We start from the raw sequence: 23,032 nt of genomic DNA on the forward strand, positions 1-23,032 counted from the left end.
CAACTTAACACATGATCACACATATCAAGGGGAGGCTTGTTGAAAAAAATCCAACTGATGTAGTAATAGATTGTGGTGGAGTAGGGTATTTGTTACATATTTCATTACATACTTTTTCATTACTGCCCGATGAAGAAGTACTACAGCTTTACACACATTTACAGGTTAAAGAAGATTCGCATACCCTATTTGGTTTTGTTGAAAAATCAGAGCGCGAAATCTTTAGACTACTAATTTCAGTTTCAGGAATTGGTGCAAGTACCGCTCGAACCATGTTATCATCATTGCACCCTAATCAAATTAAAGAAGCAATCGCATCAAATGATGTAGCAACTATTCAGTCCATAAAAGGTATTGGAGCCAAAACTGCGCAAAGGGTTATTATCGACCTAAAAGATAAAATTCTTAAAGTTTACAATATTGATGAAGTTTCGGTGTCCCAAAGCAATACGAACAAGGATGAAGCGTTATCTGCATTAGAAACCCTAGGATTTAATCGAAAGCTCGCCACCAAAGTTGTTGATAGAATTCTTAAAAACACCCCAAACGAAACAGTTGAAAATATTATTAAACAAGCACTAAAAAATTTATAAAAACTTTGAGTTCGTTATATTACTTACGCTTTAATTTTTTTAGAATACTAGTATGTTTGATAACACTTTATAGTGGGGTGTTGTACGGACAGGAAAATGAAACCGTACGCGATTCTACCAGTACTACATATACTTTGGGAGAACTCTCACTGCCAGATCCTAATAGTATTGTTGCAAAATATGAATATGATCCTATCACCAATCGATATATTTATCGAGAAATGTTGGGGGATTTTAATGTAAGATATCCGCTTTTTTTAACTCCAGAGGAGTATGAAGCTTTGGTAGCAGAGGAGCAACGAAGAGCATATTTTAAAGAAAAAATAGAGGCGTTTAGTGGTAAAAAAGATGGAAGTGAAGAAAAGCGAAAGAACTTACTTCCTATTTTTTACGTAAACTCGAGCTTTTTGAATCTGTATTCGGAGGAAATGAAATAGAAATTATTCCGCAAGGATCTGTAGAAATGGATCTGGGTTTATTGTATACAAAACAGGATAACCCTGCTTTTTCCCCTCGTAACCGGAGTAATTTTACCTTTGATTTTGATCAGCGTATTAGCCTAAGCCTTTTGGGTAAAATCGGTACACGATTACAAATAACCGCTAATTATGATACCGAATCTACTTTCGACTTCCAGAATCAATTAAAATTAGAATACACGCCTACAGAGGATGATATTATTCAAAGTATCGAGGTAGGTAATGTGAGTATGCCTTTAAATAGTTCATTGATTCAGGGAGCGCAAAGTCTTTTTGGAGTAAAGATGGGACTTCAATTTGGTCGGACAACCATTACGGGAGTATTCTCTGAGCAAAGATCCGAGACCAGATCTGTAAATGTGCAAGGAGGAGGAACTGTTGAAGATTTTGAACTTTTTGCATGGAACTATGATGAAAATCGGCACTTTTTCTTGGCACACTATTTCAGAGATAATTATGATGCTGCATTAACCAACTATCCCTTTATCAATAACAATGTTCAGATCACTCGACTCGAGGTTTGGGTGACGAACAGAGCTACGAGTGCGCAAACTCTTACCAACGCGCGTAATATTGTTGCGCTTCAGGATTTAGGAGAGGCTCCAGACCCTGGAAACTTTACGATTCCGGGGACACTTTTTAATACTGGTCCGGGAGCATTTCCGGATAACCCAAATAATGATTTAGATCCAACTGCAATAGGTCCAGCAGGGCCAATTACGGATGCGGTACGACAAATACCTACAGTACAACAAGGTTTTATTGGTCCAATCTCGAATTTTGCAGAAGGTTTTGATTATGCTATTCTGGAAAATGCTAGAAAGCTATTGCCTTCAGAATATACCTTAAATACACAATTGGGATATATCTCCTTAAACCAACGTCTGAATAATGATGAGGTGCTTGGTGTTGCCTTTCAGTATACCGTTGGAGGTCGGGTTTTCCAGGTTGGAGAATTTGCTAATGATGGTGTGGATGCTACCATAGGTGATAACGCAAATACCGGAGGAGGTACAGGAGTAGAAGTTGGTTCTAGCCAGAGTTTAGTGGTTAAAATGTTGAAAAGCCCGATTACGAATGTAAACCTTCCGATTTGGGATCTGATGATGAAGAATATCTATAGCACAGGTGCATTTCGATTAGAACAAAATGATTTCAGATTAAATATTTTATATACGAACCCATCACCATTAAATTATATTGTAGCTGCTGAAGGTTCTTCGGTACCTTTACCAGATGATGTAGAACAAACCACCTTGTTGCAGGTGTTCAATATGGATCGTTTGAATCCTAACAATGACCCCGTATCAGGAGGAGATGGTTTCTTTGATTATGTCCCTGGAATAACAGTGGATACAGAAAATGGAAGGATTATTTTTACCACAATTGAGCCTTTTGGAGAGCACCTCTTTGATAAATTAGATAATGGGCCTGCAGGGGCTAATTATACAGATCCAACTACTTATAACCCTAATCAGGCAGAATACGTATTTAGAGATCTGTATACGCAGACCAAAGTTGTTGCAGAGCAACAATCTGCAGATAGAAACTATTTTCAGTTAAAGGGGCGATACAAGTCTTCAGGGCAAGACGGTATTCCTTTGGGAGCATTTAATGTTCCGCAGGGATCGGTTACCGTAACTGCTGGAGGTAGAGTGCTTCAGGAAGGGGTAGATTATACAGTGAATTACCAGTTGGGAAGAGTAAATATTCTAGACGAAGCCTTGTTGTCGTCGAATACTCCAATTCAGGTTTCAACAGAAAATAATGCGGTGTTTGGTCAGCAGACAAAACGATTTACAGGAATTAATGTTGAACATAAGTTCAATGATGATTTCATTGTTGGAGGTACCTTTTTAAATTTGAATGAACGACCGATTACACAAAAGTCAAGCTATGATTTTGAACCTATTAATAACACAATTTTGGGATTCAATCTTAGCTATTCTACCGAAGTTCCTTTTTTGACGAGATTAGTAAATAAATTACCTAATATCGACACCGATGTGCCATCAAATGTTTCGGTAAGAGCCGAAGGGGCATATTTGATTGCAGGAGCGCCAAAAGGAGCAGATTTCGATGGTAGGGTAACCACATATATCGATGATTTTGAAGGGGCTCAGACCCGAATCGATGTGTCTTCTCCACTATCTTGGGAGTTATCCAGTGTACCGATTGGTTTTGGAGATCCAAATAACCCAACAAGTCAAATTGTAGTCGATGGTTTAGAGTCCGGATATAAACGTGCAAAGTTATCCTGGTATTCGATAGACCCTATTTTCTATAGTGCGAGTAGGCCGAGCGGGATTACCGACGAAGATCTGGCATCCAATAGAACCAGAAGAACCTTTATCGACGAGATTTTTCCAAATACCGATATACCTCAAGGGCAATCATTGGCACTATTTACTCTGGATTTAAATTATGAACCAGGAGTTAGAGGTCAATATAATTTCAACCCTGCCTATGCTCCAGGGAGCACATTACCAACACCAGATCCTGAAGAGAACTTTGGAGGAATTACCAGGCAATTAACATCTACCAATTTTGAGCAATCTAATGTAGAGTTTATCGAATTTTGGTTGATGGATCCTTTTTACAGAGGGACTAATGGAACACAAGAACCTTTGACAGAAACTACAAGTGGTACCATTGTTTTTAACCTGGGTAACATTAGTGAAGATGTACTCAAGGACGGAAGAAAGCAGTACGAAAATGGACTTCCTGCTCAAGGAACCGATGGAGCAACTGTGGATACAGAATATGCAAGAGTACCGGTAAATCAATCATTGATTTATGCTTTTGATACCGAAGGGCAAGCGAGAGTAGATCAAGATGCAGGTTTTGATGGGTTGAGTGATGCAGAAGAGAAAGCGAAGCCAGAATTTGCTTTATTCCAATCATTGGATGATCCATCTGGGGATAACTATAGATTTTTCTTGCAAGGAGATGGAGGTATCGTTGAGCGTTATCGAAATTATAATGGTACTCAAGGAAACTCGCCAACCGACGTAGGTAATACAGATCGAGGAAATACTACTTTCCCTACAGCAGAAGATGTGAACCGGGATAATACAATGAATACGATTAATAGTTATTTTGAGTATGAGATTCCGATTTTTGAAGGGATGGATATAGGGAATGACGGAAATACAGGATATATTTCTGATGTTCCTGATATTGTGCAGTCTGAAGTAGGAGGTCGTATTATCGAAACCAGATGGGTGCGATTTAAAGTACCTATTTATGAGCCTACCAATGCAATAAACATTAGTGACTTTAGATCTATCCGCTTTATGCGTATGTATCTTACCGACTTTGATCAAACGGCATTGTTGCGTTTTGGAACCATGGATCTGGTAAGAGGAGACTATAGAAGATATATTGTTGAAGGTAACGAAACCAACGATCCAACCAGTGGTCTTAATGTCTTTGGAGATAGTGAGGTGATCGTAACTTCGGTGAGTGCCGAGGAAACTAATAATTATACTACGCCTCCCGGAGTAGTGCGTGAGCAGCTGAATAACAACAACAACATTATTCGAGAGGATGAAAGATCTCTTGCTTTGGGAGTTGCCGATCTGCAATCAGGTGATGCACGTGGGGTGTATAAGAACTTTAATGTGGACATGAGGCAATATGAAAACCTCGAAATGTTCTTGCATGCAGAAAACTTACCAGGAAACACCTCTTTGGAAGATGGAGAGCTGAAGGCATTCATCAGAATGGGTAATGATTTTACGAATAACTTCTACCAGATAGAATTGCCTTTGGAGGTGTCAGATTTAGGAGACAGCTCCCAAGAAGGAGTTTGGCCTTCTGCCAACCGATTAAGTCTTCCGTTGGAATTTTTACAGGAAATAAAATCTACTGTATTGGGTAATGATGCACTTAGTGTTAATGATCTTAATTTCTTTGATGGGCCTAATAATTTAAGAGTAGGAATCAAAGGAAACCCAAATTTTGGTGATGTAAGATTTATGATGGTAGGGGTAAAAAATGATAGTGGAAGCAATCAATCTGGTTTTGTTTGGTTTAATGAAATGCGACTTTCAGACCTTAAAAATAGAGGAGGGTGGGCAGCTGTTGCTAATATGGATGCCAATATTGCTGACTTTGCCAATATAAGTGCGTCTGGTAGAATCAGTACCATTGGTTTTGGAGGTATTGAGCAAGGGCCTAACGAAAGAAGCCGAGAAGATTTTAGGCAATACGATCTTACCACAAATGTGAACCTTGGACAACTTTTACCAAAAAAATGGGGTGTTCAAATTCCATTTAACTATAGTAGAGGAGAAGAATTAATTACGCCTCAATTCGATCCTGAGTTTCAGGATCTAGAGCTGCAAGATCGATTAGATAACATTACTGATCCGGATGAAAAAGAACGCGTAGAACAGCAATCTACAGACTATACAAAAAGACAGAGTTTTAACGTGATTGGGTTGCGTAAGGAACGTACTGGAGGTAAAAAACCGATGCCTTATGATGTAGAGAATTTTACTTTCTCGGGAACCTACAATCAAACAGATCATCGAGATTTTGAGATAGAGAAATCTATTGATCAAAATGTAAGAGTGGGGGCTACTTATGACTTTAGCTTTAAGCCAAAAGAGATAGAGCCTTTCAAGAAAATAAAGTTCCTGGGTAAAAGCAGGTATTTCGATTTGTTAAAAGATTTTAATTTCAACCCTTTACCTACAAGTATTTCGGTGAATTCTAATATCAATCGTCAGTATAATGAACAAGTGTTTAGAGATATCACTCTAGGGCCAGATGATATTAGACTTCCTGCACTATTTCAAAGGAATTTCCTATTTGATTGGCAATATGGAATCAACCATCAAATTACTAAATCTTTGAATTTTAGTTTTACTTCTGCAAACAATAGAATCGTAAAGAATTTTATTGATGAGAATAATGAAGTAGATAATACTATAGGTGTGTGGAGTGGTTTCTTTGATATTGGAGATGCAAATACACACAGCCAACAACTACAGGTAAATTACGAACTGCCTTTCAAGAAAATCCCGTTGTTGAAATTTATGCGAGGTACATATACCTATAATGCAGACTTCCAATGGATAAAAGGTAGTGAGGCATTAAAAACCTTAGAAGGTATTCCGGATCTTGGTAATACCGTACAAAATGCTAATGTACACACTTTGAACGGTTCATTAGATATGAATACCTTGTATAAATATGTAGGGTTGACCAAGATCAAACCAGGGAGAAAGAAAAAATCCTCTACTTTAAAAAGAGAGCCAAAGGAAAAAGAAGGGCCAGCATTAGAAGGTAAGGATGGGAAGAAAAAGAAAAAAGTAAAACCAACAAAGACAAAACTTACCGTTGGAGATAAGGCGTATAATACATTGGTTGGTCTGGTTACCGCAGTAAAAAAGATCAATGTCAATTATCAACAAGATAACGGTATTTTCCTTCCGGGATACGTTCGAGAGCCTGGTTTTGTAGGAACGTTAAAACCTACCGTAGGGTTTACCTTTGGTAGCCAGTCCGAAATTAGAGATATTGCTGCGCGTAACGGATGGTTGACGCTGTTTCAGGATTTCAACCAGCAGTATCAAGAGGTAGAAGGACGCCAGCTTAATGTACAAGCCTCATTGGGATTATTGAAAGATCTTAAGGTGGATATTAGTGCAAACCGAAACTACTCTGAAACGTATACAGAGAATTATAGAGTGAATCTTGATACCGATGGGAACATTGATACGGATAATCCATACTCTTCGTTGTCACCAAATGTCTTTGGGAATTTTACAATTTCTACCTTGTTAATTAAAACTTCCTTCCAGAAAAGCGATGAGTTTAATTCGCAAGCTTTTGATGACTTTAGGCAAAATAGAGAGATCATCGCTGATCGTTTGGCAACAGAATTCTATGGTACAACATCTTTTCCAAGAAGTACAGAAGAAGAGCCTAATGGATACCGCTATCCAGTTGGCTTTGGTAGAACGAATCAAGCCGTGTTGTTACCAGCGTTTTTAGCAGCCTATTCTGGATCTGATCCTGATAAAGTCCAAAGAGGAGCATTTAGAGATGTGCCTCTTCCAAATTGGGATGTGAAATATACCGGTTTGATGAATTTGAAGTGGTTCAAGAAGCGATTTAAACGTTTCTCTGTAGCTCATGGATATCGAGCTAATTATACGATTAATCAGTTTAGAACCAATCTAGAGTTTAATAATGCTAACGATGTAGATCAGGCTGGGAATTTTAGAAATCCAATATTGTATTCTAATATCAATCTTACCGAGCAATTTAGTCCGCTTTTCAGATTAGATATGGAGATGAAGAACTCTGTCAAGATTCTGGCCGAGTGGAAAAAAGATAGAGCACTATCATTAAGTTTTGATAATAATCTACTTACCGAAATCCAAGGAAACGAATATATCATTGGTCTGGGATATAGATTACAGGACTTAAGCTTCGCGACTAGAATTGCCGGAAGGAAACAGGTGATAAAGAGTGATCTGAATATCAGAGCAGATTTGTCTTTACGCCAAAATGAAACATTGATTCGTTATTTGGACCTTGATAATACTCAGGTAACCGCAGGGCAGGATATCTATGGTTTTAAACTTACTGCCGATTACGCATTAAGTAAGAATCTAACTGCACTGTTTTTCTATGATCATACGTTTTCTGAGTATTCGATTTCTACCGCTTTTCCGCAGACCACCATCAGAGGAGGTTTTACGTTGAGGTATAATTTTGGGAATTAAGAAAATGAACTTTTACGGGAAAAAGGTTATCGACAATTGTTTTTTGATAATTTTTACATAGGTTTTTCTAAAATCTAATAAATTAGAATTATTTTCGTCGCAAATAGTAAAAACTCGTAAATACTTTTCGGATGAACATTCCTTCAGAATTAAAATACACAAAAGACCACGAATGGGTAAAAATTGATGGTGATATTGCTACAGTAGGCATCACAGATTTTGCACAAGGCGAACTAGGAGATATCGTATACGTAGAAGTTGAAACTCTTGATGAGGAACTGGATAGAGAAGAAGTTTTTGGTACTGTAGAGGCAGTAAAAACGGTTTCAGACTTATTTTTACCATTATCTGGCGAAATTATTGAGTTTAATGAAGCTCTTGAAAGTGACCCAGAGGTAGTGAATTCAGATCCTTATGGAGAAGGGTGGATGATCAAAATCAAAATTTCAGATACCTCTCAAATCGATGATCTTTTATCGGCAGATGGTTATAAGGAAATTATTGGGGCATAACTACCTTTTACTACAAGCAATTTTGTATACCGGGTTGATCACCTGGGCCTCATTAGCCAAATTTGTTAATCCAATACAAGTAGATGTAAAAGACTCAGATAAAATTGCACATTTTGGTGCCTATTTTGTTTTTGCTTTTATTTGGTTTTTATTCCTCTTCTTTTCTCGAAAAAGATCAGAAGGGTTTAATCAGAGTTTGATCAAATCATTCCTTATTTGTTTCTTGTATGGTTTGGCGATGGAGATTGCTCAGGCAACATTAACCGATTATAGAAGTTTTGAATGGAAAGATGTGCTGGCAAACACAAGCGGTATAATTTTTGTGGTAATTTTATTGAAAGTGTTTGAAAACAAATTGATTAGATTTGAATCAAGCAGAGCATAAAAGACAGCGCTAATCTATTTAAAGATGATTTAGTGTTTGTTTTGAAACGAGATAAAAGTTAAAAAATCTACTTTTTTGATTTACATTTTTATCTTTAGTTGGAAATTACAAAAGAAAATAGCTATTTTAGCAATCCTATAACGTGATATAATTATGGAACCGAAGAAAAATCCTAAAGCAGATTTAAGTAGAAAAAGTACTTTATTCCTTCAGCTAGGACTGATTGCAGTACTGTTTTTTACTTGGGCAGCAATTGAGTGGAAAACTTATGATAGAAGTAATATTGATATTGGTCAGGTAAATCTTGATGAATTGGAAGAAGAGGATGTGCCAATTACACAAAACTTGAATACACCTCCACCACCTCCACCTCCGCCACCTGCTCCAGAAGTTATTGACGTAGTGGAGGATGAAGAAGAGGTAGAAGAAACTATTATCGAATCTACAGAAACAAATCAAGAAGAAGAGATTGTTGAAGTAGAAGAGGTAGAAGATGTTGAAGAAGAAGAAGAAATCGCTGACGTACCGTTTGCAGTAATTGAAAACGTGCCAATTTTCCCTGGATGTGAAAATGCTGGAGGAAATGCTGCAAAGAAAAAGTGTATGAGTGACAAGGTTAAGAAATTTGTTAACCGTAAGTTTAATACAGAACTTGGTAGTGAGCTTGGTCTTACAGGAGTAAATAGAATTTACGTAAGATTTAAGATTGATAGATCTGGAAATATCGTAGGTGTACAGGCTAGAGGGCCGCACCCAAGATTAGAGAAAGAAGCAGGACGTGTAATTAAGTTATTGCCAAAAATGACTCCTGGTAAGCAGAGAGGAAAGGCAGTAGGGGTATTATACTCACTTCCGATTGTATTCCAGGTACAGGATTAAAAAAATACTTTTTTATAATATGGAACCCCGTTACAGCTGTAACGGGGTTCTTTTTTGGTATGCTTGTTGATTCAGGTTTTAATTGTAACGTTAAAACTAAATATTATGAGTAACAAGCACGACGTAAATGTACGAAAAAGTACGTTTGTCAATTTTCAGATTGGACTTGTAGCAAGTCTATTATTTACCTATGTGATGTTTGAAGTGTATACCGTAGCGCTACCTGATGTTGCGGTAGAGTCTCCTGTTGATGATTTTCCTGAAGAGGTTAATTTTAGTATGGATACTTTTGTGATTGAAAAGAAGCCAGCTCCAAAAGAATTGGCGGTCAAAGTAAAACCTAAGGTCATTCCTACTGAATTTATTCAAAAGAAAGACAATGATGTGCTTGAGGCATTTGAAAAAGAATTTGTGAATGAACAGCCTAAGGAAACCATAGTAACGAAAGCGCCTTCTATTGAATCAATACCAGATGTAGAGATAGATGAAGATATTACAGTGGTCTTTAATAAGGTGGAGTTTGTTCCTGTGTTTCCTGGCTGTGAAACTTTGAAGACAAATGAAGAGCGAGCAAGTTGTTTTTCTGAAAAAGTGAAACGAATTGTTTCAAGGAAATTCAATACAGGATTAGGATCGGATCTTGGGTTAGAAGGTGTACAAAGAATTTATGTCCAGTTTGAAGTGTATAAAGATGGAACTATTCAGAATGTAAAGGCGAGAGCTGCGCACAGACTTTTAGAAAAAGAAGCTACACGAGTGGTTCAAACTTTTCCAAGAATGACTCCAGGAAAACAAAGAGATAGGGATGTAACGGTAAAGTATCACTTACCTATCATGTTTAAAATACACAATTAAATTTTTAAGCATCACATAAGTAAAAAAGCCTGTTAGCATGACGCTAACGGGCTTTTGCAATAATATGGGGATTGTGTTTACTTCGTAAGACTCAAATAAATAGTTTTACGCATACGTTCGGAGTTGATAAAACCACTTCCGTAGCCTTTGCTGTCGTAATTGGCAGTTAATGTTTCGTTTTTTATAATATCCTCTTCGGATTTACCGGCATCAATTTCTTTTTGGATGTTTGCTGTGATATCTTTTAGCATTTTCAAGAAATCCTGAAGGTCTTTTTTGGTGGCCAAAGCACCATGCCCGGGAATAATTTTGGTGTCTTCATTTGCAAGCAGTAGTGCTTTTTCTGAAGCTTTGATGTAACCTTTAATGCTTCCGCCAGAGTTTAAATCAATGTAGGGGTAGCGACCGTTAAAAAAAGTGTCTCCCATGTGTAATACATTTCCTTTGGCAAAATAAATCAAAGCGTCACCGTCGGTATGCGCGTTGTGTACATGAAACGCTTGAATGCTTTCTGCATCAAAGTAAAGCTGAAGACCTTCATCAAAAGTAATTACAGGTAGCGAATTGGCTACTACATTTCCTTTTTCCTTTTGATTACGTTCCATTCTAGAACGTACATTTTTTTGAGCAAAGATCGTAGCGCCTTTTTTTGCCATGTTTTCGTTACCACCGGTATGATCTCCGTGATAATGAGTGTTGATTACCATAGTTACGGGTTGATCACTAATCGTTTTAAGACCTGTAAATATTTTTTCTGATAATCGCGCAAATTGATCATCGATAATAAAGAGTCCTTTTTCATTTTTAAATACTCCAATGTTACCTCCTTGTCCGGTAAGCATATAGATGTTTTGAGCTACAGGATCAATAGTTATAGTCACTTCTTTGTTTTGTGCATTGACGAGTAAAGCTGTTAAAAGTTGAGTGAGTAGAAATAATCGTTTCATAAGTTTGTAGTATGATTTATCCCTGTTGGTCGCAAGGATGATGTAAAAATTACGTTTCTGAGGGTGTAAGGTGCTCAAAATCTTTGGGTAAAGTCATCAACAGGTGTTAAAAGGTGAATTATAAGGAGTTATAAGTTGTCTAAAAGGCTTTTAAGATATATCTTTGCACCACTTTTACAAAAGCGATATATAAAACGTGCAAGATTTGAGCGTAACCCAAGTCGATACAATTAAAGTTTCTGTTGTTCAGGATTTTAAAGAGATAACAAAAATGCGTTTGGCATTAAGTGTGGTTTTCTCTTCGGTAGCCGGATATTTGTTGGGTGTTGAGACAGTTTCGTGGACTACTTTGATTCTTTTGGCAATTGGTGGATATTTGATGGTGGGAGCGTCTAATGCTTTCAATCAAGTGATAGAAAGAGATCTTGATAAATTAATGGATCGTACTAAAAATCGTCCGGTACCTTCTGGTCGGATGTCTGTCAATACTGCTTTAGCTATTGCTACCCTTTTTACTATAGCAGGAATTACAGTATTGTATGTAATTAATCCGCAAACCGCAATGTTTGGGGCAATTTCCATCTTTTTTTATGTGAGTTTATATACTCCTTTAAAAACAAAAACACCTCTTTCTGTTTTTGTAGGTGCTATCCCGGGTGCTATCCCTTTTATGTTAGGATGGGTGGCTGCTACCAATGATTTTGGGATTGAGCCAGGTACCTTATTTATGGTTCAGTTTTTCTGGCAGTTTCCGCACTTCTGGGCGATAGGATGGTTCTTGTTTGATGACTATAAAAAAGGAGGGTTCTTTATGCTTCCTACAGGAAAAAGGGATAAGGGAACTGCGACACAGGTGGTGATTTATACGCTGTGGACAGTGGTAACATCTATCGTACCTGTTTTTGGAGTTACAGGAAGGCTTTATCTTACACCAGTTTCAGGAGTTGTTATCCTGATATTAGGATTGGTTTTACTCAGATCAGCAATTCGATTATATAAAAATAGAGATGCAAAAACTGCTAAGCAATTGATGCTAATGAGTGTTTTATACATTACACTTTTGCAAATCATTTATGTGGCAGATAAATTTATTAGAGTATGGATTTAACCCAGGGGACTACGCAAGAAAAGATCAATAGATCCAAAAAGACGATGATGTGGTTTGCCATGATCAGCATGGCAATGGTTTTTGCAGGACTTACCAGTGCTTATGTAGTGAGTAAATCTAGAAAAGACTGGGCAACAGATTTGGAGTTTCCACAGGCTTTTGTGATTAGTATTCTGGTTATTCTGTTGAGTAGTGCTACTTTTCATTTTGTCAAAAAAGCAATAGATCAAAATAATAGGGGGTTAGCTACTGGACTATTATTGGCTACCTTGGGCTTGGGAGCATTATTTGTAAACTTACAATTTCAAGGTTTTAACGATATTATCAATCAAGGATATCATTTTACAGGACCAACTTCTAATATTGTGTCTACATTCATGTTTATCATTGTAGTAACACACTTAGCCCATATTGTAGGAGGGCTGCTGGTTCTTTTGGTGGTAATTTATAATCATTTTAAACAAAAGTATAAAAAGGGACAAACTTTAGGGCTTGAACTAGGTGCAATGTATTGGCACTTTGTTGATTTTCTGTGGGTTTATCTCTTCTTGTTCTTGTATTTCGTGAAATAAGTAATAATGCGGATTTTACGCCAATAAAATAGATTATCATACACGATGATATTTGACCAAATTAAAAAATGGATTTAAGGAGGTGAAATGATAAAATTGATTATTTTTGTGGAAAATTTAACAATACCAAATTCTTTATATGGAAACAGCTGTTACTAAAACAGGTACAGAGGGTAAAATCTGGGGAGGTGGTAACGAGCCACTGAAAGCGAGTTACGGTAAGATGATGATGTGGTTTTTTATCCTTTCTGATGCACTTACATTCTCAGGTTTTCTTGCCGCATATGGTTTTTCAAGATTTAAGTTTATAGATTCTTGGCCTATAGCCGACGAAGTTTTTAATCACTTTCCATTTTTACATGGAGTAGATGCTCCTATGTACTATGTGGCGTTAATGACTTTTATATTAATTTTCTCTTCTGTAACTATGGTACTTGCTGTAGATGCTGGTCATCACATGAAACAGAAGAAGGTAATCCTTTACATGTTCTTGACCATTATTGGTGGTTTGATTTTCGTAGGTTCTCAGGCTTGGGAGTGGAAAAACTTCATCAAGGGAGAATACGGAGCAGTAGAAACTAGAGGAGGTCAAATTTTACAATTTGTTGATGCTGAAGGTCACCGTGTAGGGTTGAAAGAGATCGCTATTCTGGATACGCATAAAGAAAGAACACAGCACGAAAGTAAATTGGGTGTATGGTACGATAAAGAGTCTGCACTTCCAACCTATACGATTGATGAGATCCGTGCTGGATTTGCAAAGAGAAAAGATCTTTTGATTCGTACTCAGGTATTAACAGAAAAAGGAGAAAAGACAATCCTATCAAGAGAGGAATCCCTAAGAAGATTACAGGCGGATGCTATTGGGATTGTAGAAGGTGCAAACCTTGTACATAATGAGTATGGAACTCCGTTATTTGCAAACTTCTTTTTCTTTATTACTGGTTTTCACGGATTCCACGTATTTTCTGGGGTGATTATCAATATCATTATCTTTATCAACGTGATTTTAGGAACGTATGAGAGAAGAAAGAATTATGAGATGGTAGAGAAAGTTGGTTTGTACTGGCACTTTGTAGATTTAGTTTGGGTATTTGTATTTACATTCTTTTACCTGGTTTAATAAAAAATAGTAGATAGATAATATGGCACACGATACAGCACATCACGAATCAAATATATCAAGAATATGGAAAGTATTTTTCCTACTTTCTGTGATTACTATTGTTGAAGTTATTTTAGGTATTATTAAACCTGCGTTTCTTATAGAGACTACTTTAATAAGTATGAAGCTATTAAACTGGATCTTTATCATTCTTACGATCTGGAAAGCATACTACATTACATGGGCTTTTATGCACATGGAAGGAGAAACTAAAGGACTTAGAAGATCTGTAGTGTGGACTGCTATTTTCTTGATTTGTTACCTGATCTTTATTCTATTGACAGAAGGAGATTATGTGTATGAAGTTTTCAAAGCAGGACACAAAAGCTGGGATTTCTAAATCCTGAAATATATAGTTAAAAGCATTGTAAAAAGACGGTTTTTTGAACCGTCTTTTTTATTTTTGCACAACCTATTTTGGTAGATAATCTACTATTTACATAAATGAAGAAAATACTAGTTTTAGGTACTTTGTTTGTATTGCCGTTGGTGGCATACTTATTCTTTGCTTCTGGAGTACATAATTTTGCAAAACTCCCTGTGTTAAATACCGAAGTCGGTACTTTGACAGACTTTGAATCTTTAACTTCAGAAGAAATCACTCTTGATGATAAAATTACAGTCCTCGGTTTTTTAGGAAAGGAAATCCACAATAAACAGGGGAACGCTTTTAACCTTAATCAAAAGATTTACAAAAAAAATTACGGTTTTAGGGACTTTCAGTTTGTTATGGTATTGCCATATGGTAGTGAACAGGCGGCAAAAGAACTATTAGAGGAGTTAGGTGTTATTACTGATGTAGTACAATGGAAATTTCTTTTCGGAACACCAGAACAAATAGAAAGGTTGTTTGCATCCTTAAAAACACCGCACCAACTCGATGCCAATTATGCAACCAATTATGTGTATGTCATTGATAAAGATGGTAGTCTTAGAGGTAGAGATGGAAGTGTTAAGAAAGATGAACCTACGGTGTATGGATATGATGCAAGTTCTGTGGCCGATTTGTCTAACGTAATGGTAGACGATATAAAAGTGGTTTTGGCAGAATATCGTCTGGCGCTAAAAAAGTATAAGGCAGATCGTAAAGATAAATAACTATGAAAAAATATTCTTATGTAGGAATTTCCTTTATTGTTTTAATTTTTGGAATCATATTTATTCCAAGAATTGTAAATAGAGTAAAAGATACATCGGTGGTGAAGAATGACAGAATGAGTGCTGATAATCCTTATGCAAATGAAAAGCTAGCTTACCTGAAAATTAATGGTGAGCCAAGGAAAGTGCCTGAATTTGCTTTTCTTGATCAGGATAGTATATTAATTACCAATCATGATTATAAAGGGAAGGTATTTGTAGCTGAGTTTTTCTTTACCAGTTGTCCTACAATTTGTCCTAGAATGAACCGCAATTTGGTTTATCTTCAGAATGAGCTGAAAGATTATCCCGACTTTGGAATTGCTTCATTCACCATTAATCCAAAGTTTGATACACCGACCCGTTTGAAGAAATATGCAGAGAACTATAAGGTTACTGATCCTGATTGGCATTTTCTAACTGGAGATCGAGAAGATATATACGATTTAGCCAATGCAGGATTTAATATTTATGCAGCAGAAAACCCAGAAGTGCCCGGTGGATTCGAACATAATGGATATTTTGCATTGATTGATAAAGATGGGTATATGCGTTCAAGATATGATCAATCTGGAAATCCAATCATATATTATAGAGGTACTATAGGAGTTGAAGAAAAGATGGATGAAAATGGAGAAGAAGAGCAGATTACCGTTTTGTTAGAAGATATTAAAAAATTATTAGAAGAATAATGAGTGATAGCGTTGCCATAGAAAAGAAATACAACAAGTGGATTGTTATTTTATCAATAGCGATACCTGTAGTCGTAGCTGGGCTTTTTGGGGTAAACCTTAGAAAAATGGGATACGATGTGGAGCCGCTTACTTTCTTACCTCCAATTTATGCTTCGATCAACGGGTTGACTGCAATTTTGTTGGTAGCTGCACTCTGGGCGGTTAAGAATAAAAACATCAAATTGCATGAGGGCTTGATGAAAACTGCCATTGTTTGTTCTGTGCTGTTTCTGGGAATGTACGTAGCTTATCATATGACTAGCGACTCCACCAAATTTGGAGGAGAAGGAGTTATTAAATATGTGTATTACTTTATTTTAATTACTCATATCATATTATCTATTGTGGTTATTCCGTTTGTGTTGGTTACTTATGTTCGTGCATTAGCAAAACGATTTGATCGTCACAAAAAAATAGCAAGAATTACATTTCCTATTTGGTTATATGTCGCGGTAACTGGTGTTATTGTGTATTTGATGATATCTCCTTATTACGCGTAACTAATACGAATTCCTTGAAGACAAAAATTTTCTACATAACGGTTCTTTTATTTTTGGTTGCTCTTCCTACAGAAGCACAATGTTCTATGTGTAGGGCTGTATTAGAAAGTGAAGAAGGGCAAGAAACGGCAAAAGGAATCAATGATGGAATAGTGTATTTGATGATCATTCCTTATGTTTTGATAGGGGTAGTAGGGTATTTTATTTTCCGAAACAGGAAAAAAATAAAACCTATAGAAGATTAACATTTAACATTTTCATAACAGGAATAAGTGTAACAAAGCTTGTAATTAGCTAGTCTTATGTAACAAGACTACACTAACCCATCAACAAATTACTAGCAGGGAAAACTAGCTATTTGCTGTAAAAAGTTTCGTATAAAACTGTTTTGTGAGTCTTAATCAAAAATAAGGTACATTTTTTGTGCCCTATTCATTCATCTAATCAAGCGAAAAGTTATGATTGAAATCAAAGACTTGCATAAATCTTACCAGATGGGGAGCAATTCGCTTCACGTACTTAAAGGAATAGATTTTAGCGTTAAAGAAGGAGAACTGGTTTCTATTATGGGATCTTCAGGTTCCGGAAAGTCCACATTACTTAATATTTTAGGGATGTTGGATGAAGCAGATAGTGGAAGCTATTTTCTCGATGGGATGCCCATCAAAAATTTAAACGAAAAAGTGGCGGCCAAATACCGCAATAAGTTTTTAGGATTTATTTTTCAGTCCTTCAATCTTATTACCTACAAAAGCGCATTGGATAATGTAGCCATGCCTTTGTATTATCAAGGAGTAAAACGAAAAGAACGTTTAGAAAAAGCCTTGCATTATCTTTCAAAAGTTGGGCTGGCAGATTGGGCTTCGCACCTTCCTAATGAACTTTCAGGAGGACAAAAGCAGAGAGTTGCTATTGCCAGAGCTTTGGCATCAGAACCAAAAGTGTTATTAGCAGATGAGCCCACAGGAGCTTTGGATACCAAAACCTCATATGAGGTTATGGAGCTGATTCAAGGAATTAATGATGAAGGGAAAACAATTCTTATTGTTACGCACGAACCTGATATTGCCAACATGACCAAGCGGATTGTTAATCTTAAAGATGGGGTGATCATTGATGATACTTTAGTAGAACAGGTAAAAGCCGTAGCTCATGTTTAGTATAGAACGATGGCAAGAAATTTTCGAAACGATCTCCAAAAATAAACTACGTACCTTCCTTACCGGTGTATCTGTTGCATCCGGGATTTTTATTCTTGTTCTTTTATTGGGAGTAGGTCAGGGTATGCAAAATGGAATTGCCAAAGAATTTGAAGGAGATTCAACCAGCAGTATTTGGGTATGGACACGAACTACTTCTGTAGAATATAAAGGATTAAATCCAGGAAGAAGAATTAATCTTACCAACGAAGATTATGCCTTTATCAATAAAAGTAATGAAAGTACATTAGAACACAGTTCTTCTCGAGCAAGACGATGGGGGATTTTGGTTACCTATGGTAAAGAATCAGGAAGTTATGGTATCGAAGGAATTTATCCGGACTTTCAGGTTATCGAAAATGAAGAGATGGTTAGCGGACGATATGTGAATCAAAATGATATTGATGAACAAAATAAAGTTGCCGTAATAGGAAACAAAATCAAAAGAGACTTATTCAAAAAGGATGAAGAGGCCGTAGGAGAATATATCGAGATTAACGGAATTCCTTTTAAAGTGATTGGAGTGTATTCTGATAAAGCAGGAGAGCGAGAAGAAGATAGAGTCTTTATCCCATCTCCAATAGCGCAGCAGATTTTTGGGTTAGGACCCAATATCAATGGGTTGGCTTTTTCTTTAGCTCCCGAAGAAAACTTCGAAACAGCAGTTCAAAAATCAGAGCAGTTTGTAGAGGCAATGACCACTTACCTTAAAGCAAAACATATTATAGCTCCCGAAGATGATCGTGCTATCGGGGTAAACAATAATCTCGAAAATGCAAAACGCTTTTATAATTTGATCTTTATGATCAAAGCCTTTTTCTGGTGGGTGGGAATATGTACCATTATTGCCGGAATTGTAGGGGTAAGCAATATTATGCTGATTATTGTAAAAGAACGTACCAAAGAAATAGGTATTCGTAAAGCTATAGGGGCACAACCCGCTTCAATTATAGGTCTTATTTTACAAGAAGCTATTTTTGTAACTGCATTAGCCGGTTTTGTAGGGCTTATTCTAGGATTAGCGCTTTTAGAGTTTGCAGGACCATTGGTACAAACCGAATTTATATTAAACCCTTCGGTAGATTTTAATGTGGCCTTGACCACTGTTTTTATTTTGATTTTTGCTGGAGCTCTTGCAGGTTTCTTCCCTGCTTGGAGAGCCGTAAGAATAAAACCTATTGTAGCACTTAGAGACGAATAATATGTTTAATAGAGATCGATGGGACGAAATACTTCAAGCACTTACAGCCAATTGGTTTAGAACGGTATTAACCGCTTTTGGTGTGTTTTGGGGAATATTTATACTGGTTATTTTATTAGCCGCAGGAAAAGGACTAGAAAACGGAGTTAAACAAGGGTTTGGAGATATTGCTACCAATACCATGTTTATGTGGACACAAACGGTTTCAAAACCGTATAAAGGACTGCCAAAAGGTAGAAGATATAACTTTAAGATATCTGATGTACAATCCATCAGGGATCAGGTACCTGGATTGCTATATATTTCTCCAAGAAACCAATTAGGAGGGTTTAGAGGCTCAAATAATGTAACTAGAGGGTTAAATACAGGAGCTTTTAACGTATATGGGGATTATCCCGAAATTATCAAGCAAGATCCAATTAATATTACCTCAGGACGCTTTGTAAATTATGGAGATATAGAAAGTAAACGGAAAGTAGCAGTGATTGGAGGTGGAGTCGTTAAAGAATTATTTACAGAAGGCGAAGATCCAATTGGAGAATATATTAAAATACAAGGTGTAAATTTCATGGTGATCGGTACCTACTCCAAAAAATCAAATAATGGAGATGGGGAAGAGTCTCAAAAAGAAATTTATGTGCCGTTTACCGCATTTTCTCAAGCATTTAATTATGGTGAGGTAGTAGGATGGATGGCTATCACGGCAAACGATGATCAATCAATTACCAATTTAAAGGGAGATGTAATGGATGTAGTGAAAACCAATCACTCTATTCATCCCGAAGATAACAGAGCAGTTGGTAATTTTGATTTATACGAAGAATTCAAGAAAATAAACGGTCTGTTTATAGCCCTTCAGGGAGTCGCTTATTTTGTAGGGACCCTTATATTATTATCCGGAATTATTGGGATCAGTAATATCATGCTGATTGTAGTAAAGGAACGCACCAAAGAAATTGGTATTCGTAGAGCTTTGGGAGCATCGCCCTGGGCAATAAGAGGGCAAATTTTATTAGAATCAATTTTCCTGACTATTATTTCGGGAATGGCCGGTATTGCAGTGTCTACAGGAATTATTTTTGCCATCAATAAAATGTTGGAGGGTGCTCCTGCAGATAATGATACCATGTTTGCTAATCCAAGTGTAGACTTAACAGTGGTGTTTGTAGCACTATTTATATTAATAACCAGTGGTTTGTTGGCCGGTTTGATACCCGCTCAAGTAGCAATCAAAACCAAGCCAATAGACGCATTAAGAACAGAATAAATTAATCAATCAAAAACGGTCCTACAGATGTAGGATGTTAAGAAATCCAATAGAAGTGTACTTATTATGAAAAGAACAGTAACCATTATTATTTTAATCATCATTGCTTTAGTTTTCGGGGGATCCTTGTATTACTTATATCAAAAGAATCAGGAAGATCCTGTTACCTACGAAACAGAGCAAGCATCTGTAGAAACTATTATCAAAAAAGCAGTAGCTACGGGAAGTATAGTTCCTAAAGAAGAAGTATTGATCAAACCCAATATTTCTGGAATTATCGAAGAGATTTATATTGAAGCAGGAGAACAGATTAAATCAGGCGACCTTATCGCAAAGATTAGAGTAGTGCCTAATATATCTTCCTTGCAAAGTGCCAAAAACTCGGTGCAAAGCGCTAGAATTGATCTAGAGAATCAGCAAAAGGTATACGACAGACAAAAGGAGCTGTTTGATAAAGGTGTAATTTCAGCCAACGAATTTGATGGAGTGGATGTGGCGTACAAACAAGCGAAACAATCTTACGAAGCGGCTCAGCAAAATTATCAAATCGTAAAAACAGGTACCGCAAGAGGATTGGGGAGTGTAGCAAATACATTAATCCGATCTACAGTTACAGGAATGGTATTAGAAGTGCCTGTAAAAGAAGGAAATCAAGTTATTGAAGCAAATAACTTTAATGATGGTACCACTATCGCTGCCATTGCAGATGTAGGGAAAATGATATTCGAAGGGAAGGTAGACGAGAGTGAAGTAGGAAAAATCAAAGAAAATTTACCTTTAGAAATTACGGTAGGAGCAATCGAAAATAAGAAGTTCGACGCTGTACTGGATTATATTGCGCCTAAAGGAAAAGAAGAAAATGGAGCAATTCAATTTGAAATTAAAGGGTCATTAGATAAGAACGATTCTACGTTTATTAGAGCTGGACTTAGTGCTAATGCATCTATTATTTTGGCCAAAGCAGACAGTGTTATGGCGGTAAAAGAAGCGCTTATACAATATGACTCTGAAACGCAAAAGCCTTATGTAGAAATAGAAACCGGAGAACAACAATTCGAAAACAGAGATGTGGTCTTAGGAGTAAGTGATGGGATTAATGTCGAGATTAAAAGCGGTATTACCAAGGACGACAAAATCAAAGTTTGGAATCAAATTAAGAAGTCAGAATTTGAGAATTAAAATTTTTTTAGGAAATAATTGTAACAACATCATTCAATTAGATACATATAGGCATTATGCGAATTAAAATTTCAATTTTATTACTTACACTTTTTAGTGTATTGGGGGCAAAAGCGCAAGAAAAGAAATGGACATTAAGGGAATGTGTAGAATACGCTCTTGAAAATAATATCACCATTAAACAATCAGCACTTGATGTTGAGACTGCAGATATTAATAAGATCGATGCTTTAGGTAACTTTTTACCGACCTTAAATGCTTCAGGTTCCAATTTTTGGAGTTCAGGTTTAAGTCCTGACCCTATTACAGGTACCAACAGAACATTGACTTTTAGAAGTTCTTCTTATAGAATAGATGTAGGTTTAACGTTGTTTGATGGTCTAAGAAATGTAAAGCAGTTTCAAAGAGCTAAACTGAATCAGTTATTGAGTCAATACAATCTTGGTAAATCCAAAGATGATATCGCCTTATTTGTCGCTAATAGTTACTTACAAGTATTGCTAAATAAGGAATCTTTAAAGGTTATTGAAAAGCAACATGAAATTACACTAGAGCAGTTGCAAAGAACCAAAGATTTGGTAGGAGCAGGAGTGCTTCCTGAAGGAGATTTGCTAGAAATAGAAGCTACGTCTGCAGATGAATTAACTCGAATCGTACAAGCAGAAAATGCTATCCAAATTTCCCTGGTGAGTTTGGCGCAAACATTATTGATAAAAGACTATGCTAATTTTGATATTGCAGAACAAGAGTATTTAATACCAGGGTCAGAGATATTAGAAAAGCCTATAGATCAGATTATTGGTAGAGCAAGAGAAGCTAGATACGAAGTTCAGATAGCAGAGCAAAATAGGTTATTGGCTCAAAAAGACTTAGAAATAGCAAGAGGAGCTTATTATCCTACCCTTAGTGCAGGCTTTAACTATAATACAAGGGAGTCAGGAGCTAGTGCGTTTGTGCCCGGAAGTATTGATCCAGATAATCCAACCAGGGTGATAGGTGTAGTCGAAGGGACCAATCAAAATGTTATTATACCAAATTTTTTGAATGATCAAGAAATTACTCCCGAAAAAACCATTAAGCAGTTGTATTTAAACGATGGTATATCATACGGATTATCTCTTAACGTACCAGTATTTAATGGGTTCGCCTCAAGGAACCAGGTGAAGAGAAGTAAGATTAATGTAAAAAGGGCAGAGTTTCAATTAGAACAGGCAGAATTAGATTTGGATAGTAATATATATCAAGCCTATTTGGATGCCAAAGGTTCTGCAGAAGCTTATGAAGCAGCTCAAGTGGCTGTAAAAGCACAAGAAAGAGCCTACCAGTTTGCAAAGGATCGTTATGACGTGGGACTCTCTAATGCTTTTGATTTTAGCCAATCTAAGTTTAGATTAGAGAATGCGCAAAGCCAGGAAGTTCAAAACAAATTTGATTATATTTTTAAACTAAAAGTTCTGGAACTTTATTTCGGGATAAAGATTGCAGATATTAAATTATAACTGGTAGCTTTCTATTTTTTGGCTACTTTTTAAAAGAAATTGTAATTTCATCATATAGAATTAATAGTGAAGTAAGTC

At 36.5% G+C, this 23,032-nt stretch carries 19 protein-coding genes and 1 pseudogene; 19 read left to right on the forward strand and 1 reads right to left on the reverse strand.

Going from position 1 to position 23,032, the window contains the following annotated elements:
- Positions 1-11: 11 nt before the first annotated feature.
- The 6 genes and pseudogenes from ruvA (at position 12) to AC0L3Q_RS04000 (ending at position 10,446) form a co-directional block, all read left to right on the forward strand.
- Positions 12-593, forward strand: a complete 582-nt coding sequence (gene ruvA / locus AC0L3Q_RS03975) for a Holliday junction branch migration protein RuvA (protein ID WP_473285329.1) — start codon at positions 12-14, stop codon at positions 591-593.
- A pseudogene (gene sov, locus AC0L3Q_RS03980) lies at positions 590-7,815 on the forward strand (T9SS outer membrane translocon Sov/SprA). Before ruvA ends, sov begins: the two are co-directional and overlap by 4 nt.
- A 131-nt stretch (positions 7,816-7,946) precedes the next feature.
- Positions 7,947-8,327, forward strand: coding sequence for a glycine cleavage system protein GcvH (gene gcvH / locus AC0L3Q_RS03985; RefSeq protein WP_473285331.1), 381 nt, complete (start codon positions 7,947-7,949; stop codon positions 8,325-8,327).
- Entirely contained in the window at positions 8,317-8,712 is a 396-nt protein-coding gene (locus tag AC0L3Q_RS03990; protein ID WP_473285333.1) for a VanZ family protein, read from the forward strand. The genes gcvH and AC0L3Q_RS03990 overlap by 11 nt, the downstream gene beginning before the upstream one ends.
- A gap of 153 nt (positions 8,713-8,865) precedes the next feature.
- Positions 8,866-9,591: an energy transducer TonB gene (locus AC0L3Q_RS03995; RefSeq protein ID WP_473285335.1), complete on the forward strand. Its 726-nt coding sequence runs from the start codon at positions 8,866-8,868 to the stop codon at positions 9,589-9,591.
- 105 nt (positions 9,592-9,696) lie between these two features.
- Positions 9,697-10,446: an energy transducer TonB gene (locus AC0L3Q_RS04000; RefSeq protein ID WP_473285337.1), complete on the forward strand. Its 750-nt coding sequence runs from the start codon at positions 9,697-9,699 to the stop codon at positions 10,444-10,446.
- 77 nt (positions 10,447-10,523) lie between these two features.
- Here AC0L3Q_RS04000 and AC0L3Q_RS04005 read toward each other — a convergent pair whose 3' ends face one another.
- Positions 10,524-11,393, reverse strand: coding sequence for an MBL fold metallo-hydrolase (locus AC0L3Q_RS04005; RefSeq protein WP_473285339.1), 870 nt, complete (start codon positions 11,391-11,393; stop codon positions 10,524-10,526).
- Positions 11,394-11,598: 205 nt separating this feature from the next.
- Here AC0L3Q_RS04005 and cyoE point away from each other — a divergent pair, with 205 nt between their 5' ends.
- From cyoE to AC0L3Q_RS04070, 13 genes are all read left to right on the forward strand, one after another.
- Entirely contained in the window at positions 11,599-12,501 is a 903-nt protein-coding gene (cyoE, locus tag AC0L3Q_RS04010) for a heme o synthase (protein ID WP_473285341.1), read from the forward strand.
- Positions 12,492-13,073, forward strand: a complete 582-nt coding sequence (locus tag AC0L3Q_RS04015; RefSeq protein ID WP_073315628.1) for a cytochrome c oxidase subunit 3 — start codon at positions 12,492-12,494, stop codon at positions 13,071-13,073. Before cyoE ends, AC0L3Q_RS04015 begins: the two co-directional genes overlap by 10 nt.
- 139 nt (positions 13,074-13,212) lie before the next feature.
- Positions 13,213-14,196, forward strand: a complete 984-nt coding sequence (locus AC0L3Q_RS04020; protein WP_473285344.1) for a cytochrome c oxidase subunit 3 — start codon at positions 13,213-13,215, stop codon at positions 14,194-14,196.
- A 22-nt stretch (positions 14,197-14,218) separates the two neighbouring features.
- Positions 14,219-14,578 carry a cytochrome C oxidase subunit IV family protein gene (locus AC0L3Q_RS04025; protein ID WP_473285346.1) on the forward strand — a complete coding sequence of 120 codons (360 nt, stop codon included), beginning with the start codon at positions 14,219-14,221 and terminating at the stop codon, positions 14,576-14,578.
- Between the two features lie 104 nt (positions 14,579-14,682).
- Entirely contained in the window at positions 14,683-15,336 is a 654-nt protein-coding gene (locus AC0L3Q_RS04030) for a hypothetical protein (RefSeq protein WP_473285348.1), read from the forward strand.
- 2 nt (positions 15,337-15,338) lie between these two features.
- On the forward strand, positions 15,339-16,067 hold the full coding sequence (locus AC0L3Q_RS04035) for an SCO family protein (protein WP_473285350.1): 729 nt from the start codon (positions 15,339-15,341) through the stop codon (positions 16,065-16,067).
- Positions 16,067-16,609, forward strand: coding sequence for a DUF420 domain-containing protein (locus AC0L3Q_RS04040; RefSeq protein WP_473285352.1), 543 nt, complete (start codon positions 16,067-16,069; stop codon positions 16,607-16,609). The genes AC0L3Q_RS04035 and AC0L3Q_RS04040 overlap by 1 nt, the downstream gene beginning before the upstream one ends.
- Before the next feature lie 14 nt (positions 16,610-16,623).
- Complete coding sequence (locus AC0L3Q_RS04045; protein ID WP_473285354.1) at positions 16,624-16,854, forward strand: hypothetical protein; 231 nt, start codon at positions 16,624-16,626, stop codon at positions 16,852-16,854.
- 213 nt (positions 16,855-17,067) lie between these two features.
- Complete coding sequence (locus AC0L3Q_RS04050; protein ID WP_073315621.1) at positions 17,068-17,769, forward strand: ABC transporter ATP-binding protein; 702 nt, start codon at positions 17,068-17,070, stop codon at positions 17,767-17,769.
- Positions 17,762-19,009 carry an ABC transporter permease gene (locus AC0L3Q_RS04055; RefSeq protein ID WP_073315620.1) on the forward strand — a complete coding sequence of 416 codons (1,248 nt, stop codon included), beginning with the start codon at positions 17,762-17,764 and terminating at the stop codon, positions 19,007-19,009. Before AC0L3Q_RS04050 ends, AC0L3Q_RS04055 begins: the two co-directional genes overlap by 8 nt.
- A gap of 1 nt (position 19,010) precedes the next feature.
- Positions 19,011-20,276: an ABC transporter permease gene (locus AC0L3Q_RS04060; RefSeq protein WP_473285357.1), complete on the forward strand. Its 1,266-nt coding sequence runs from the start codon at positions 19,011-19,013 to the stop codon at positions 20,274-20,276.
- A 66-nt stretch (positions 20,277-20,342) separates the two neighbouring features.
- Positions 20,343-21,455: an efflux RND transporter periplasmic adaptor subunit gene (locus tag AC0L3Q_RS04065; RefSeq protein ID WP_473285359.1), complete on the forward strand. Its 1,113-nt coding sequence runs from the start codon at positions 20,343-20,345 to the stop codon at positions 21,453-21,455.
- A gap of 56 nt (positions 21,456-21,511) precedes the next feature.
- Positions 21,512-22,954, forward strand: coding sequence for a TolC family protein (locus AC0L3Q_RS04070; RefSeq protein WP_473285361.1), 1,443 nt, complete (start codon positions 21,512-21,514; stop codon positions 22,952-22,954).
- Positions 22,955-23,032: the final 78 nt, after the last annotated feature.

Source organism: Aquimarina sp. KJ22-3 (genome assembly GCF_055808215.1).

Bases quoted from the DNA above. Each gene is read 5' to 3' on its own strand.
- ruvA (WP_473285329.1), top strand. From the start codon at position 12: ATGATCACACATATCAAGGGGAGGCTTGTTGAAAAAAATCCAACTGAT.
- AC0L3Q_RS04050 (WP_073315621.1), top strand. From the start codon at position 17,068: ATGATTGAAATCAAAGACTTGCATAAATCTTACCAGATGGGGAGCAAT.
- AC0L3Q_RS04015 (WP_073315628.1), top strand. From the start codon at position 12,492: ATGGATTTAACCCAGGGGACTACGCAAGAAAAGATCAATAGATCCAAA.
- AC0L3Q_RS04040 (WP_473285352.1), top strand. From the start codon at position 16,067: ATGAGTGATAGCGTTGCCATAGAAAAGAAATACAACAAGTGGATTGTT.
- AC0L3Q_RS04000 (WP_473285337.1), top strand. From the start codon at position 9,697: ATGAGTAACAAGCACGACGTAAATGTACGAAAAAGTACGTTTGTCAAT.
- AC0L3Q_RS04060 (WP_473285357.1), top strand. From the start codon at position 19,011: ATGTTTAATAGAGATCGATGGGACGAAATACTTCAAGCACTTACAGCC.
- AC0L3Q_RS04070 (WP_473285361.1), top strand. From the start codon at position 21,512: ATGCGAATTAAAATTTCAATTTTATTACTTACACTTTTTAGTGTATTG.
- AC0L3Q_RS04035 (WP_473285350.1), top strand. From the start codon at position 15,339: ATGAAAAAATATTCTTATGTAGGAATTTCCTTTATTGTTTTAATTTTT.
- AC0L3Q_RS04065 (WP_473285359.1), top strand. From the start codon at position 20,343: ATGAAAAGAACAGTAACCATTATTATTTTAATCATCATTGCTTTAGTT.
- gcvH (WP_473285331.1), top strand. From the start codon at position 7,947: ATGAACATTCCTTCAGAATTAAAATACACAAAAGACCACGAATGGGTA.
- AC0L3Q_RS04005 (WP_473285339.1), bottom strand. From the start codon at position 11,393: ATGAAACGATTATTTCTACTCACTCAACTTTTAACAGCTTTACTCGTC.
- AC0L3Q_RS04025 (WP_473285346.1), top strand. From the start codon at position 14,219: ATGGCACACGATACAGCACATCACGAATCAAATATATCAAGAATATGG.
- AC0L3Q_RS04030 (WP_473285348.1), top strand. From the start codon at position 14,683: ATGAAGAAAATACTAGTTTTAGGTACTTTGTTTGTATTGCCGTTGGTG.
- AC0L3Q_RS03995 (WP_473285335.1), top strand. From the start codon at position 8,866: ATGGAACCGAAGAAAAATCCTAAAGCAGATTTAAGTAGAAAAAGTACT.
- AC0L3Q_RS04020 (WP_473285344.1), top strand. From the start codon at position 13,213: ATGGAAACAGCTGTTACTAAAACAGGTACAGAGGGTAAAATCTGGGGA.
- AC0L3Q_RS04055 (WP_073315620.1), top strand. From the start codon at position 17,762: ATGTTTAGTATAGAACGATGGCAAGAAATTTTCGAAACGATCTCCAAA.